General features: G+C 64.8%; 10 protein-coding genes and 1 pseudogene. 6 read left to right on the top strand and 5 right to left on the bottom strand.

What is annotated here, in order from left to right:
* Window positions 1-18 precede the first annotated feature (18 nt).
* The 3 genes from B2747_RS07060 to B2747_RS07050 form a co-directional block, all read right to left on the bottom strand.
* The gene (locus B2747_RS07060) at window positions 19-690 is read right to left on the bottom strand and encodes a hypothetical protein (RefSeq protein WP_291158425.1); all 672 of its coding nucleotides are present in this window, start codon (window positions 688-690) and stop codon (window positions 19-21) included.
* Between the two features lie 52 nt (window positions 691-742).
* Window positions 743-1,324 (bottom strand): hypothetical protein, encoded by a 582-nt coding sequence (locus B2747_RS07055; protein WP_291158422.1) that lies wholly within the window; start codon window positions 1,322-1,324, stop codon window positions 743-745.
* A 100-nt stretch (window positions 1,325-1,424) separates the two neighbouring features.
* Window positions 1,425-4,709 carry a VPS10 domain-containing protein gene (locus tag B2747_RS07050; protein ID WP_291158419.1) on the bottom strand — a complete coding sequence of 1,095 codons (3,285 nt, stop codon included), beginning with the start codon at window positions 4,707-4,709 and terminating at the stop codon, window positions 1,425-1,427.
* A gap of 190 nt (window positions 4,710-4,899) precedes the next feature.
* On the opposite strand from B2747_RS07050, the gene B2747_RS07045 reads away from it, so the two are divergent.
* From B2747_RS07045 to B2747_RS07020, 6 genes are all read left to right on the top strand, one after another.
* Window positions 4,900-5,856: a TolB family protein gene (locus tag B2747_RS07045; RefSeq protein WP_291158416.1), complete on the top strand. Its 957-nt coding sequence runs from the start codon at window positions 4,900-4,902 to the stop codon at window positions 5,854-5,856.
* Between the two features lie 118 nt (window positions 5,857-5,974).
* Window positions 5,975-7,096, top strand: coding sequence for an alpha/beta hydrolase family protein (locus B2747_RS07040; protein WP_291158413.1), 1,122 nt, complete (start codon window positions 5,975-5,977; stop codon window positions 7,094-7,096).
* A gap of 185 nt (window positions 7,097-7,281) precedes the next feature.
* Window positions 7,282-8,763, top strand: a complete 1,482-nt coding sequence (locus tag B2747_RS07035) for a TolC family protein (RefSeq protein ID WP_291158410.1) — start codon at window positions 7,282-7,284, stop codon at window positions 8,761-8,763.
* A gap of 4 nt (window positions 8,764-8,767) precedes the next feature.
* Window positions 8,768-9,880: an efflux RND transporter periplasmic adaptor subunit gene (locus B2747_RS07030; protein WP_291158407.1), complete on the top strand. Its 1,113-nt coding sequence runs from the start codon at window positions 8,768-8,770 to the stop codon at window positions 9,878-9,880.
* 2 nt (window positions 9,881-9,882) lie between these two features.
* Complete coding sequence (locus B2747_RS07025; RefSeq protein WP_291158404.1) at window positions 9,883-13,104, top strand: efflux RND transporter permease subunit; 3,222 nt, start codon at window positions 9,883-9,885, stop codon at window positions 13,102-13,104.
* Window positions 13,104-13,313, top strand: a complete 210-nt coding sequence (locus B2747_RS07020) for a YgaP family membrane protein (protein WP_291158401.1) — start codon at window positions 13,104-13,106, stop codon at window positions 13,311-13,313. The genes B2747_RS07025 and B2747_RS07020 overlap by 1 nt, the downstream gene beginning before the upstream one ends.
* Window positions 13,314-13,498: 185 nt before the next feature.
* Here the strand turns inward: B2747_RS07020 and B2747_RS07015 are convergent, their stop codons facing one another.
* Together B2747_RS07015 and B2747_RS07010 are read right to left on the bottom strand one after the other, a co-directional pair.
* Complete coding sequence (locus B2747_RS07015) at window positions 13,499-13,708, bottom strand: hypothetical protein (protein ID WP_291158398.1); 210 nt, start codon at window positions 13,706-13,708, stop codon at window positions 13,499-13,501.
* Window positions 13,709-13,989: 281 nt separating this feature from the next.
* Window positions 13,990-15,207, bottom strand: a pseudogene (locus B2747_RS07010) (hypothetical protein); the annotation flags it as partial.

Below are 15,207 nucleotides of genomic sequence, written 5' to 3'. Positions count from 1 at the left end.
CAAAAGCTCAATTGGCGCTCATCCACCGTTCCGTGCGACCCACGCGGTCGGGAGTCTGGCCGCCTTGGGGTCACTCACTCTTGATCTGGCCGCCAGCGTGCGCAGTGCAACTACTGACTCCTGTTGATGCGTAGCACTTGGGCTGATACCCAGCCAACTTCCACCTGACGCATCGGTGATGAGAAAGTTGATGGCATCATACGCGAGGGGATCGTTGGACTCCGCCACCTGCTTGAGTCGCGACAAAGCGTTCGTATGAGATCCAACCGCAAGCAGACCACCAAGCGCTCTGGCGCGCATATCGCGCGATGAGGAAGTCTCGAGCACCCGTACAAGCCGCGTAAATGCGCCCGCATACGGCGTGCCCTTTAGTTCTGCATTGCTGCCCGACATGATGAGTAGGTTCAGCGCCGAAATAGCTGCGGCTCCGCCCTCGGCGTTCGGCGAATCTAGAGGCCTGATCGCTCGCTCAGCCAGACTGTCAGCAAGCTCATCCAGCTTGGAACCTGGCAGACGCGAATCCGCCTGACGAAGCATATCGCGCAGCCATGTCGCACTCGCCTGTCTCCCCGCACGCTTCATGATTCCGGGCACCGTCGAGTCGACAGGCGCTGCTCCCTTGCCAACCTGTGCGTTGGCGTTGGCTGCACCGAGAGCGAAAGCGAACATCGTGGTGGCGAAACGTTTCACATTTGTCCCCAGTACGAGAACACCGTTGCTCGGTGACAATTGAAGCTGCACGTCACTCTTGCGGCGTGCTGATCGGACGGCTCGCGGCCGGGCGCAGGTTGCCCAATCGCAGCATCACGTGCACGGTCGCCAGCGAGTGGCCACCTGACAGAAGTCCGTACTGTACGCCGAGTCTCGGACCTATGCGTCGCAGCACACCAATATCCATGCGCACCCCGGCGCCCACCTCGGCGCCATCGAAGTCCGTGTAGAACAGCGAGGGACCGAAGGCGATCCCGATCCGCTCAGGTGCTTCGGCGATGATTCGACGCTGCACACTGGCTGTAGCGGCTGGGCCGGTGCTTGGGCATACGTCGGCGCATGCGCCGGGGTTGAAGGCGAACTCCCCCTCGACGAGCCAGTTCCAATTGTCCGCAAACTCGCCTTCAACCCCCGCGGTCAGCATGGCACTCAGCGGCTTGCTGTCGCGAGCTCCGGGCAGCGGAGTGAAGGGATATCGACCGGCACCGGCGCCAATCAGTAACGCAGCCGAACGGCTGCTCGCAGCGCCTTGCGCCGCTGCGGTCGATGACCATGTCTGAGCAAGCGACACCGCGAACGCAACAAAACCGAGTGCTCGGCGAACGTGATTCATGATTACCTCAAGGATAGCGCACGACAGTCACAACGCACGAACGGGCACAAGGCGGCAGTACCACCGCATCGTGCCCGTTTGCAGCATACCCCGCAGCGCGCTACTTGGCTACAGTCACTCCCGCCGCTTCGAGCGCCTTCACGAAGTCAGGCAGGCTGATCTCCGACAAAGCGCGCAGCTTGCTCTCTTCCGTGACCAGCTGACGACGCAGCTGCGCAACCAGCTCTCGCTGCGCCCGCGCCGCCGGGAAGGTGGAATTGAGCACACTGTTGAGTGTACCCGCGCGCCCGCTGAAGCTCATGTCCGGTGCACCCGAGGCGCCGCGATTCTCGTCATCCTCGTCGTCTGCCGGCACGGCACCGGCGCGCGGCGCCAGCGCTGACCGTGAGGCCGTCGAGGCACCCACTTCACGCACGAAGGCGTTGAGCTCACGCTCGATGCCCGACAACTGCTCGTTGAGCGCCGGCGTGACCTTGTCCTTGGCAGCCTCCACTGCCTTGCGCACCGCCGCATAGCGAGCAATCACGCTGTCGGCCTGCTGCTGCGCCGTGGTGACCGACTTCTGGAAGCGCACCACCTCCAGGCGGAAGGCATCGAGTTCTTCGAGCGCGCCCTGAGCCATTTGCTGCTCGGGGTCGGGCAGCAGCGTGAACTTGCGCGTGAGTACGGTCGCCGTGCCGCTGGCCGGCTTGAGGGTGAGTCGCGCCGTGTAGCTGCCCGGCACCGCCAGATAGGTGGGCGCGCCACGATTGAAGCCGCCAAAACCGCCACCAAATCCACCGCCACCACCGCCGCCGCCCTGCCCACCCGTTGGCGCCGACGTGCGCGGCATTTCTCCCGTGAGCGGCGCACCCACGCGCATGTCCCACACCGGCCGGTGCAGGCCGGCGCGGGACGGCACCACGAGGCGCCGCACCACACGACCTCGGCCATCCAGAATATCCATGAAGGCGGAGTCGCCGGCCGACACGCTGTTCAGCAGGTAGGCGAGCCGCACACCATGCTCGGGGTTCTGGCCCACATAGCCGGTGGAGCCCATGCCCGAGTTGCGACTGGTGTTGGGCGCGTACACCAACTCGTTGCGCGCGGGAAAGAGATAGGCCACGCTTGCGCGCTTGGCTTCGGCCAGATGTTCGAGCGGCGACAGATCGTCGATGATGTACACGCCGCGTCCGTGCGTGCCTATCACGAGATCGTTCCAGCGCTCTTGGATTTGCAGGTCCCACACCGGCACGGTGGGCATGCCGGCCTTGAGCGCCGTCCAGTTGGCACCGCCATCGACCGTGAAATACACGCCAAACTCCGTGCCCACGAACAACAGGTTGGACTGGCGATGATGCTCACGCACCGCCTGCACCGTGGCCATGGGCGGCAGATTGCCGCTGATGTTGGTCCACGTGCGCCCGTAATCGGTGCTGCGCGCCACGTAGGGCTTGAAGTCGTTACTGCGATGCCCATCGAAGCTGGCATACAGCGTACCCTCGGCATGCCGCGAAAACTGCACTCCACTCACGTAGCTGATGTCGGGCACACCCGGGAAGCTGGTGACCTTGTGCCAACTGAGGCCATCGTCACGCGTGACCTGCACCACACCGTCGTCGGTGCCCACTGCCAGCACACCCGCGCGGCGCGGCGACTCACTCACCGCACTGATGTTGCCAAAGGCGGCCGTGCCTTCGTGCAGGCCCAGTGCATCCTTGGGCGGCACGCTGCCACGCATGGGCAGCTGGTCCCGATCGATATTGCGCGTGAGATCGGGGCTGATGGTCTTCCACGAATCCCCCATGTCCGTGCTCTTGAACAGGTAGTTCGCGGCGAAGTACACCACACCCTTCTGGTGCCGCGACGGCACGATGGGCGCGCTCCAGTTGTAGCGGTGCTTCTCGCCATCCCGGGCGGGCGGCTTGATGCCCTTGAGCTGCCCCGTGCGCGCGTTGAAGCGCTGAATGCCACCGTTCTGCGACTCGGCGTACACGATATCCGGATCAAAGCGATCCACCACATTGAAGAACCCGTCGCCGCCGGCCATGCGATACCAGTCAGCATTGGTCGGACCGAAGGCGTTGCGCGTACGATTGGGACCGCCCCAGGTCTGATTGTCCTGCAGACCACCATACACGTGATAGAACGGCCAGCGATCGTCGGTGGAGATGGCGTAGAATTGCGCGCCGACGATGTTCTCCACGTTGTACCAGCTGCGGCCGCGGTCGTTGGAGATGTCCACGCCACCGTCGTTGCCAAGCACGTAGTGATCGCCGTCTTCGGGATTGATCCAGAGCGCGTGGTGATCAGCGTGCACGCCGCCGCCCTGCGCAAAGGGCCGCCAGGTGCGACCGCCATCGAACGATTCCGTGCTGCCCACATTCAGCTTGATGACATGCTCGGCGTCGGTCGGATCGCAGCGCACCTGCCCATAGAACCACGCCGTGCCGTTGCTGTTGTTGACCTGCCGCCAACTGCTGCCCGCGTCGTCACTGCGATAGAGCCCGTTGGCCGGGCCCTTGGCGTGAATGAGCGCGTATACCGTGTTGGGGCGCGAACGGCACACCGACAAGCCAATGCGACCAAGCTCACCGCTGGGCAAGCCACTCGACAGCTTCGTCCAGGTCTTGGCGCCGTCAGTGGTCTTCCACACCGCCGCTTCGGCGCCGGCCGGCAGGAAGCCATAGGCACGACGCTCGCGCTGCTGCGACGCCGCATACAGCACGTCTGGGTTGGCCGGGTCGATGACCACTTCCGTGAAGCCCGCAGTCTCGGACAGCGACTTGGTGTTGGTCCAGGTCTTTCCGCCGTCCGTCGTCTTGAAGAGACCACGTTCACCGCCCGGACCCCAGAGTGGGCCGTTGGCCGCGACGTACACCACGTTCGGGTCGCGTGGATCGATGACGATACGGCCGATGTGCTGCGTGCCCGGCAGCATGGGCTTGGACCAGGTCCGTCCACCATCGGTGGACTTGAACACGCCAATGCCCCACGACGAACTGCGCATGTTGTTGGATTCGCCGCTACCCACCCAGACCACGTTGCCGTCGGAAGGCGCGGCGGCCACCGCGCCAATGGATCCCACACCAATGGCGTCAGAGACCGGCGACCAGTTGAGGCCTCCATTGGTGGTCTTCCAGATGCCACCGGTGGCGACGGCCACGTACATGGTGGTGCCAAGTCGGCCACCGCGCAGCACGCGTGGCGCCTCAGCGACGGCGATATCCACGATGCGGCCGCTCATGCTGGCCGGGCCGATATTGCGCGCCACGAGACTGCGCACGAGCAGGGAATCCGCCGGCAGGCTTTGGGCAGAAAGCGGCGCAGTAAGCGCGACGCAGGCGGCGATTGCCGTAGCTGCGTTACGCAACGCGGTGGCGTGAGAAGACGAAGGGAGGGACATGGAGTGGGATGAGGCGGGCAGTGAACACCATCCGCGACGCGGTGGACAACCGGCGGCGGTGGGACGCGGAGAAGTCTACGCAGGCCCACCGTCCGATGCTGCCCCACCCATGCCCCATGCTGCCCGATTCAGCCAGTGACGGCGGGGGGCGGCATCCGGTATGGCAAGGCGTCCACTTTCCGGAGTCTCCATGAACCTGACAGCCTTACGTCGCATCGCGCCGGTCCTGGCGCTGAGTGCTGCGACCAGCTTGACGGCCTGCGCGTATGACAGTCCTGCGGCACCTGAGCCAGGCCCTACACTCGAGGCCTCGCATGACCTGCTCTTCGAGCAGGCGGTGCCTGGCAACATCAACGAATCGCAACTCAAGGTGCGCGACGACCGCACCGGCGTCGTACGTGACCTCTTCGGCCAGACGATCTCCGGCGCACAGCCCACCGTGTCCGCCGATGGACAACGCGTGGTCTACGCCGCCATCCGCTCGCTCGACGATTACGATTTTCAGGATCTCTTCCTGGTCACGCGCACGAGCGCCCCGCGGCGCATTGCCCTGGCCACTGGTCCCGAGTTCTCGCCGGCTCTCTCGCCCAACGGGCAGCGCCTGGCCTTCATCAAGATGACCGAGGAAGGCAACACTCAGCTCTACGTGGCCGACGTGGATGGCCGCAATGAGACCGCGGTGTCCCTGGCCCTCGCCCCCGGACTGCGCTACGGCTACAGCACCCCGGCCTGGTCGCCCGACGGCACGCGTCTCCTGTTCTCGGCTGGTGAGCCGGGGCGTCTGCATCTGCATGTGGTGAACGCCAACGGCAGCGGGCTCCGGCAGCTCACGGATACCAGCGTGAGCGACATCGACGGGGCCTGGGCGCCCGATGGCCAGACCATTGCCTATGTGCGTACGGTGTCGCCGTCGCAGTCGCAGATCATGATCCGGCACCTCAGCACCGGCGCCGAGCGCGCGTTCAGCTTTCCGTGGCGCAACCGGCAGCCGGCCTGGTCACCCGATGGGCAGCGCATCGCCTTCGTGTCCAACATGACCGACAACCAGGATCTCGAGCTGTACACGGTGCGCCCGGACGGCTCGGGGCTCACCCGGCTGACGGACGACATGCTGCGCCAGCAGAGTCCGCGCTGGATCGCGCGCTAGGTTGACGCCAGGCGAGGGCGGGGGGAGGGTGTTCAGCGAAGCGGCCCGCTGTGCGTTCAATTAGGGGAGGCCATTTCGACGGTGGAACGGCCGCCCCCTTCCTGCCATCCCCTGCCCCATGCGCATGTTCCGTTCCTCATGGTCCGCCGCGCCGCGTCGTGTGACGCCACTTGTGCTCGGCGCGACGCTGACCCTCCTGACCCTCGCCCCCGCCGCCGCCGAGGCGCAGAACAGTGGCCGCGCTCGTCAGGTGGTGCCCATCGTACCTGGCCGTGATTCGCTGCTGTATGTAAGCAACCGGCCGGAAGATCATCCGGTGTCGGATTACGAAGGCGCGATGCGCGGCAAGAAAGTTACCGACAGCATCTTCGAGGCCCGCAGCAAGGGCCACATGAAGTTCTCCAAGGTGACCTACAAGAGCAGCGCCGATGGCATGACCATCCCGGCGTATCTCTTTGAGCCGCTCAATCCCAAGGGTGCCCGGGCGCACGGTGCCATGGTGTGGGTGCACGGCGGCGTGCACGGCAACATGGACCAGAACTACCTCCCGTTCATCAAGGAGGCGGTGGCCAAGGGGTACGTGATCATCACGCCCGACTACCGCGGCAGCACCGGCTTCGGCAAGGAGCACCACAACGCCATCGATTACGGTGGCATGGAAGTGGACGACGTGGAGTCGGCGGTGTCGGTGCTCAAGGGCCTGTCCTATGTGAACCCCGACCGCATCGGTGTGATGGGTTGGAGCCACGGCGGTTACATCACCACGCTGCTGCTCACGCGTGAAGCGCAGGGCTCGCCGTTCAAGGCCGGCGTGGCCATGGTGCCGGTCACCAACCTCTTCTTCCGCCTGTCGTACAAGGGCCCGTCGTATCAGCGCTCCTTCTCCACGCAGGCGGCCGTGCGCGGCCTGCCGTTCGAGAAGCGCGAAGAGTATGTGCGCCGTTCGCCCTACTACTGGGTGGACAGCCTCAAGTACCCCATCCTTGTCCACGTGGCCACCAACGACACCGACGTGAACTTCGAAGAGGCGCGTCCGCTCATCGACGCCCTGCAGGCGCGGCAGCCCAAGCTGGCCGAGACCAAGGTGTACGTGAACCCGACGCCCGGCCCGACCAGCGTGGGCCACACCTTCAACCGCCGCGTCAATCGCCAGACCCTCGAGCGCGATGATTCGCCCGAGCAGATCGACTCCTGGAACCTGACCTGGGCGTTCATCGAGAAGCATCTGGGCAAGAACTAGGGAAGAACAGCAAACCGCGGGAGCGGTGGGGCGGAAGCCGTAGGGCAGAAGCCTTTTGTCGGAAGCCGACCGTTGCGCCCCCCGGACCGGGAGACTGGTTCTGGGGGCGTGCGTTTGGGGGACCCGGGGATGGTGGTGATAACGAAGGTCTTGTCCTTTATATGCGTATATGGTAATATCTTGATATGCGCACTTCACGTCATTTCCCAGCCGCCTTCCTTGCGCTCGCCGTTGCGGCGGGCGGGGCGGGCCGCGCGGCCCAGGCTCAGGCCCAGGCCCAGACGCCGCTCCGGCTGAGCGACGCCCTGGCCGAAGCCCAAAGCCGCGCCTTTGCCAATCGTCAGGCCCGCGCCAGCGCCGAGGCCGAGCAGGCCCGAGCCGGACTGCCACTCAAGGGCATTCTGCCCTCGGCCCGGGTTGAAGCCGGGTTCGTCCGCACCACCGACCCCATCGGCGCCTTCGGGACCCTGCTCCGCCAGCGACAGGTCACGCCCGCCGCCTTCGATCCGGCGCGTCTCAACGCCCCCGCCCCCATCAACAACGTGCAGGGCGGCGTAGTGCTCGAGGTGCCGGTGCTCAACGCCGACGCCCTCATGGGTTGGCGGGCGGCCCGCACCGCCGCCCGCGCCACGCAGGCTGCCGCAGACTGGACGCACTACGATGTGCGCCATCAGGTGGTGCGCGCCTACTACGGCGCCGTGCTGGCCGAAGAAAAGGTGCGTATGCTCACGTCGGCGCAGAACACCGCCGCGGCTGGTGTGCGTCAGGTGGAGCGCATGGTGCAGCAGGGGCTCGTCACCAAAGCCGATGCGCTGCAGGCCAGTGTGCGCGCCGCTGACGTGGCCGCTCAGCTCAGCGCCGCACGCCATGATGCCACGACGGCCGCACAGCAGCTTGCCCTCCTGCTTGGCCGCAGCAACACCGCGACCTCGCCCGGCATTCAGCTTCCGGACAGCCTGCCCGCGGATTCCGCCCTGCGGGCCATGATCGCACGCCAGGTGATGAACACCACCGCGGTCAATGCGTCCCGCGAGCAGCAGGCTGCCTCGCGCGCCGATGTGGAGGCCGCCACCCTCGGCCTCGACGCCGCTCGGCTCGATACGCGTCGCGCCAACGCGACCTTGTTGCCGCGGGTGAACGGCTTTGCCCGGTATGACTGGAACTCGCCCACGGCACTCTACGCCGGCCGCCCCAATTGGACGGTGGGCGTCATGGCGTCGTGGTCGCTGTTTGGCGGCGGCAGTGAACTGGCCGATGTCGCCGGTGCCCGCGCACGCGCCACCATGGCCGCCGTGGGACACGAAGCCGCACGCGCGCAGGCCGAACTGGAAGCGTCCGCAACCCAGCGCGCCCTGCTGGTGGCGCTCGAGCGCCTCGATCTGATGACGCAGGCCGCCACGCAAAGCCACGAGGCCCTGCGACTGGTGGACAAGCGCTACGCCGGCGGCCTTGCCACCATCGCCGAGCTGCTGGCCGCCGAAACAAGCGCCACCGGCGCCAGCCTGCAACAGGCAGCCGCGCGCTACGAGGTCATCGTGGCCGCAGCGGCCCACCGATTGGCCATTGGTGCCGATCCGGGACAGCTCGCCGCGCTCGACATGGCGCCATCCGGCGGGAGTGACACCTCGTCCGCCGCGTCCTCCACCTCTTCGACCGCTCGGGAGTAATCCGATGACCGATATCACGATGCTACAGCATGCCGCGCGGTCCACACCGCGCTCCAATATGTCCACGCGCCATCTCCGCTTCACCGCCGCAGGACTTGCCGCGGCCCTTGCCCTTGCGGCCTGTGGCCAGAGCAACGAACCCGCTGTGGCCACGGCCAACGCGGGCGTGGCCTCTACCAGATTCGCCGGCACCGCGCTCGTGGTCGCCGACACCACACTGACCACGTCCTTTGCCGCGGCCGGTGTGGCAGAACCCCTGCAACAGGCCACCGTAAGCACGAAGCTCATGGGGACGGTCAACGCCGTGCTGGTGCAGGAAGGCGACATGGTGCGCGCCGGGCAGTCGCTCGTGCAGATCGATGCGCGCGACCTCGAGGCCAAAGCCGCGCAGGTGGCAGCCGCCATCGCCGACGCCGAGGCCATGCAGAAGGAGGCCGCCACACACGCCGCGCGCTTCACCGCACTCTATCAGGACTCGGCCGCCACCCGGGCGCAGTACGACGCCGCCATGACCGGTCTGGCCCGGGCCGACGCCGGACTGCGCGCGGCGCGAGCGAGCAACAGTGAACTGGCGGCCGTGCGCAGCTACGCCACGGTGCGTGCCCCCTTCAGCGGCATGGTGACGCTGCGCCTGGTCGATGCGGGCAGCTTTGCCGCGCCGGGTGCACCGCTCATCACGCTGCAGGACATCTCGTCGCTGCGCCTCAGCGTCACCGTTCCCGCCGACGTGGCGCGTCACCTTGCGCGCGGACAGCGAGTGCAAGCCACCGTGGACGGCGACAGCGCCACCGCACGCATTGAAGGCGTCGTGCCGGCTGGTGCGGGCGGTCTCTACACCGTCAACGCCTTGCTCGACAATCGCCACCACGCGCGGCGCGCGGGCAGCGCCGTGACACTGCAGCTCTCCACGGGTACGAAGCAGGCGCTCGTCGTCCCGCAGCGTGCCCTCGTGCGCGACGGCGACCTGGTGGGCGTCGTGGTGCGACACAATGGCACCGACGAGCGTCGCTGGATTCGCATTGGCGATGACCGCGGCGACCTGGTGGAAGTCACCAGTGGCCTGCGCAGCGGTGAAACCATCGTGGTGCCTGCCGCCACGAACACTGGCGGCAACTGATCATGTCCACGTCCTGGGGTATTTCAGGCCGCGTGGCCAAGGCCTTCCTCAACTCCAAGCTCACGCCGCTGGTGACCGTGGCGTCGCTGGCCGTGGGTGTGCTGGGCATTCTCGCCACACCACGCGAGGAGGAACCGCAGATTTCGGTGCCCATGATCGACGTGATCACGGCCATGCCAGGCGCCACGCCATCTGAAGCGGAGAATCTGCTCGCGCGTCCCGTCGAGCAGCGCATGATGGAGATTCCCGGAGTCGATCACGTCTACACCATGTCGGGCGACGGCTACGCCATGGTGACCGTGCGATTCAAGGTTGGCGAGGATCAGGAACGCAGCGTGACCAAGGTGCAGGCCAAACTGGCGGGCAGCATGGACCGTGCGCCACTCGGCGCATTGCCTGTTGGTGCACTGCCGCCAATCGTCAAGTCGCACTCCATTGATGACGTGCCCGTGCTGGCGCTCACGCTGCATGGCAAGGACGTGGACGCCAACGCGCTGCGTCAGTTGGCGGTACATCTTGAAGACGAAATTCGCACCGTGCCCGAGGTGGCCGAGACGTTTGTGACTGGCGGGTCGCCGCGGCAGATCTCGGTGCAGCTCGACGCCGCGCGTCTGGCTGCAGCCGGCGTATCGCCCGGTGAAGTGGCCATGGCGCTGCGCAGCGCCAACGCGCGCCTCGATGCCGGCAGCTTCACCACGGGCGACAGTGTGGTGCAAATCGCCGTGGGTGCGCCGCTCACCGACGCCCGCGAAGTGGGCAGTGTCGTGGTGGCCACGCGCGTCGGTCGTCCCGTGTATCTGCGTAGTGTGGCCGAGGTGCGTGACGACTTTGGCGAGGTCACATCGTACGTGTCACACCGTGCCGGCAACGCCGCCGCCGAGGCTGCGGTCACGGTGGCGGTGGCCAAGCGCCAGGGCGCCAACGCCACCCAAGTCACGCACGCCGTGCTTGAGCGCGTGAATCAGGCCAAGGGGCGTCTGCTGCCGTCCAGTGTGCAGCTCGACGTCACCCGCGACTACGGCGAAACGGCCGGCGAGAAGGCGCAGGAACTCATTCTGCACCTCATCATCGCCACCGTCTCCGTCACGCTGCTCATCTGGCTGTTTCTCGGCTGGCGCGAAGCGCTCGTGGTGCTGGTCGCGGTGCCGGTCACGCTCGCGCTCACGCTCTTCGTGTACTACGCGCTGGGCTACACCCTCAATCGCATCACGCTCTTCGCACTCATCTTCTCCATCGGTATCCTGGTGGACGACGCGATTGTCGTGGTGGAAAACATCTATCGTCACCTGGCCATGGGCAACCGCCCGGCCGATGTGGCGGCCATCGATGCCGTGGATGAAGTGGGCAACCCCACCATTCTTGCCACCTTCACCGTCATTGCGGCCATCGTGCCCATGGCCTTCGTGAGCGGCATGATGGGTCCCTACATGCGTCCCATTCCCGTGGGCGCGTCGGTGGCAATGCTCGCGTCGCTGGCCGTGGCGTTCATCGTCACACCGTACATGGCCTATCGCCTGCTCAAGGGGCATGTGGTGGCGGGGCAGGGTTCCATCGCCCATCCGGCTGAAGCCGAAACGGGCACGGGGCGTTTCTATCGCCGCATCATGTCTCCGCTCATCGAGCGTCGCGGCACGCGCCTGGCCTTTTACGGCGTGGTGGGCGTGCTGCTGCTCGGCAGCATGGCGCTGGTCGGACTCAAGGCGGTGCAGGTCAAGATGCTGCCGTTCGACAACAAGAGCGAGTTCCAGGTGGTGCTCGACCTGCCCGAGGGCACGTCGCTCGAAACCACGAACCGCGCGGCATCGGAGATTGCCGCCTATCTGGGCACGGTGGACGAAGTCGTGAGCACGCAGGTGTACGCGGGCACGGCGGCGCCGTTCAACTTCAACGGACTCGTACGTCACTACTTCATGCGCAGCGGTCCCAACGTGGCCGATGTGCAGGTCAACCTGGCGCCCAAGCACGAGCGCGATCGCCAGAGTCACGACATCGCCGTGGCCGTGCGCCCGGCCGTGGACTCCATTGCCCGGCGCTATGGTGCCTCGGCCAAGGTGGCCGAGATTCCGCCGGGACCGCCGGTGCTCTCCACGCTGGTGGCCGAAGTGTATGCCGCCGACGATGCCGCGCGTCTCGAGGCGGCCACGAAGGTCAAGGCCATCTTCGAGCAGACGCCGGGTGTGGTGGATGTGGACTGGACGGTGGAGTCCCCGCAGCACCGCAAGACCTTCAAGGTGGACCGCGTGCGCGCCGCGGAAAGCGGTGCGAGTGTGGAGCAGCTGACGCAGACGCTGTATCTGGCACTCTCCGGCAACCGCAGCAGTCTTGTGGCTTCTGCCACGGCGCGTGAAGCGGTGCCCATCGTGCCACGGCTGCCCGAGGCGCAGCGTTCGAGTGTGGAAGCGCTGCTGGCCTTGCCGGTAGCGACGGCCGCAGGCCCGCAGCCGCTTGGGCGCTTTGTGACGGTGGTGGACGGCGTGCGTGAGGGTGTGCGCATCCGCAAGGATTTGCGGCCGGCCATCTACGTGACCGGTGACGTGGCGCGCGAAATCGAGGCGCCGGTGTACGCCATTCTCGAGATGAATCGGCAGATCGAGGCGCTGCAGGTGGGCGGCGCGTCGGTGGGCATCTACAACGCCGTGCCTCCCGAGTCGCTCACGGAAACAGCCATCAAGTGGGACGGTGAGTGGCAGGTGACCATCGAAGTGTTCCGTGATCTGGGCCTCGCGTTTGCCATCGTGCTGCTGCTCATCTACGTGCTGGTGGTGGGCTGGTTCCAGAGCTTCACCATTCCCCTGGTGATCATGGCGCCCATTCCGCTCACGCTCATTGGTATTCTGCCGGGGCACGCGCTCAGCGGCGCCTTCTTCACGGCCACGAGCATGATCGGCATGATCGCACTGGCCGGCATCATCGTGCGCAACTCCATCCTGCTGGTGGACTTCATCCAGCTCGAGGAGGCGCGTGGCCGCCAGCTGGTGGACGCCGTGCTCGAAGCGGGCGCGGTGCGCTTCCGGCCCATTGCGCTCACTGCGGCCGCGGTGGTGGTGGGCGGCCTGGTCATGGTGCTCGATCCGATCTTCCAGGGTCTGGCCGTGGCCCTCATGAGTGGAGCCGTCGTGGCCACGCTGCTCACGATGGTGGTGGTGCCGTTGCTGTACTGGGAGCTGCGCAAGAACGCGCCGCCCACTGTGGACTCACCCCTGCATACGGAGCACGACAACTGATGTGCAACGACAAGATCATCCGCCGCATGGCCGGCATCATGGTGCTGCTGTCCGTGGCCCAGGGCTTCACGGTGTCGGACAAGTTCTTCTGGTTCACCGCCTTCATCGGCGCCAATCTGCTGCAGTCGAGCTTCACCAACTTCTGTCTGCCCGAAAAGCTGTTCGCGCGCTTCGGGTGGTTTGGGTGCAGTACCGCGCCGCGCGGTTGACAATGAAAAGCCGGCATCGGACCCTCCGATGCCGGCACTTTGTCGTACGTCGAAGTTCAATTCATCCCACATGCGCCTAGGTATGCTCTTAGGCCCTAAGCTTCCGTGGATGACTCGGCTTGGCAGACCCAGTTCTCTGGCGAGGAAGCAAAGAGGATCTGTTCGAGCGTGCGGCCTACTGCACGTTAAGGATGACGACTAGAGAACTGGGCGATGAGGTCGGGGTCGATAGGCACCTGTGCGACGACGTCCCCATCACAACCGAGAAACTGGAGTGCATTTCGCTCACGGTTGAGTTCTACGGAGTCGTCAAGCAGGATCTCCGCGAGGTCTTCCTCATTCCGCGGCACGGAGGCTGCCACTAAAGTGGCGAGGTCCTCGGCGCGCTTGGTCACGATGCATGTCGGATGAGGACACTGCGTCTCGTAGGACTGGCAACCGTGACTGGGCCCATAGTTCGCAGTCCCAGAGACGTTTGCGTGCGCACTCGATGAGAGGCAAGCCTCTTGGGAACACTGATTAGCGCACCCGGCGAGCATGGCTGAAACATGAACCGTGGGGAAACTGCGCTTTGCCCCCGATTCGCCGGCTTCTCCGGCGAACGGGAGAAATGCAGTAAGTGCCAGCAAGATCGGCGAGACCGATAGAGCTAGAATCATCTTGCGTACTTTGCCTTTCATCTTCTCTCCCTTGAACTTTGTGTTAGCTTCACTCGCCAGAGTGCGATCTTCGGGACTTCACTATTCGATTGCTGACTTGCGAAAAAGCCTGCTGCCGGCGCGTACAGAATTGCATGAGGGACGGTAACACGCGTCACAAACTGTCTCCTCCGAACGTCGAGGACGAGTATGACTGTGTCGAAATAGTCGTCGTAGTCATCAATCTCGATTGAGACTCCGTCTGGACCATTCCTCTTGACTATCGCTTTCTCCCAACGATCGGATGGAACCAAGACAGCAATTGCGAAGAGGGCATCGCCTAGTGGTGTGATTGCTTTTACGTGTGCCCCCTGTGGTGATCCTTCACTAACAACTCGACGCCCACCATCACTGAACCACGGAGCAACTACACGCAGGACTATTGAGCTAGCAGGATCTGCTGTCACACAACCAACCGCAAGATTCCATTCACGAACCGCACAACGGAAAGCCGAGGTAGCAGCGACGTGATAGCGTTCATACCTTGCATCGCTCGGTGGTGCATCGAGGCCCGAGATTGTGAAAGACTCGACAGGAACACCTTCGGCAGAAAGCTGATGCAATCTATGGCCGAAATTTTGTCTCGTACTGATCTGTGCGGCCGAGAACACTCCGCCCTGAAATGCAACGGCGTCGTACGGCGCAGCCGGCACCTTAGTTCCTCCCTTAATTGAAAGATCGGGACCAAAGATGCTCGTTCGACGGTGCGATGCGTCGAATACAAGAACATCGCCATTATCTGACGCAACTATCGCGGCTGGCATCCGGAACTCACCAGGACCGTCACCAAGACGCCCTGCCATGCGCAGGAATCGCCCAGAACTGTCGAATACTTGCGGCGGACCTCCGTCCTGAAATGTCAACCAGACTCGGCCACTCTTGTCGCGAGTGACAATGCGAACAGAACCGGCTAGAGCGCCGTTGCCCGTGGAGTTTCCAAAATCCCCAGCCTTGGCGAGGCTTAGAACGCATGTCCTGCAACTTGGCTGTCGCAAGTTCGATATTCGTGGCGCCTCTTGCGCAACGGCGATTGACGACGGCGCTGCGATCACCGCGTAAAACAAGACTGCGATTGATGCGATCGCCTTTCTCCAACGACTTGCGCTTGGCATAAGAGATTTCGGACCAGGTGAGAAGGCTGCTATGCAGCGGAATTGGCGCAGACTAGACCATTTAGCAGGGTGCTGAAAAAGTCG

The sequence above is a fragment of the Gemmatimonas sp. UBA7669 genome, from assembly GCF_002483225.1.
Lineage (GTDB): Bacteria > Gemmatimonadota > Gemmatimonadetes > Gemmatimonadales > Gemmatimonadaceae > Gemmatimonas.
The sequence above is the reverse complement of the archived record's forward strand: the minus strand, read 5'-3'. Positions and strand labels throughout refer to the sequence as shown.

Coding starts and splice junctions, on each gene's coding strand:
- B2747_RS07055 (WP_291158422.1), bottom strand. CDS start 1,324: ATGAATCACGTTCGCCGAGCACTCGGTTTTGTTGCGTTCGCGGTGTCG.
- B2747_RS07050 (WP_291158419.1), bottom strand. CDS start 4,709: ATGTCCCTCCCTTCGTCTTCTCACGCCACCGCGTTGCGTAACGCAGCT.
- B2747_RS07045 (WP_291158416.1), top strand. CDS start 4,900: ATGAACCTGACAGCCTTACGTCGCATCGCGCCGGTCCTGGCGCTGAGT.
- B2747_RS07040 (WP_291158413.1), top strand. CDS start 5,975: ATGCGCATGTTCCGTTCCTCATGGTCCGCCGCGCCGCGTCGTGTGACG.
- B2747_RS07035 (WP_291158410.1), top strand. CDS start 7,282: ATGCGCACTTCACGTCATTTCCCAGCCGCCTTCCTTGCGCTCGCCGTT.
- B2747_RS07030 (WP_291158407.1), top strand. CDS start 8,768: ATGACCGATATCACGATGCTACAGCATGCCGCGCGGTCCACACCGCGC.
- B2747_RS07025 (WP_291158404.1), top strand. CDS start 9,883: ATGTCCACGTCCTGGGGTATTTCAGGCCGCGTGGCCAAGGCCTTCCTC.
- B2747_RS07020 (WP_291158401.1), top strand. CDS start 13,104: ATGTGCAACGACAAGATCATCCGCCGCATGGCCGGCATCATGGTGCTG.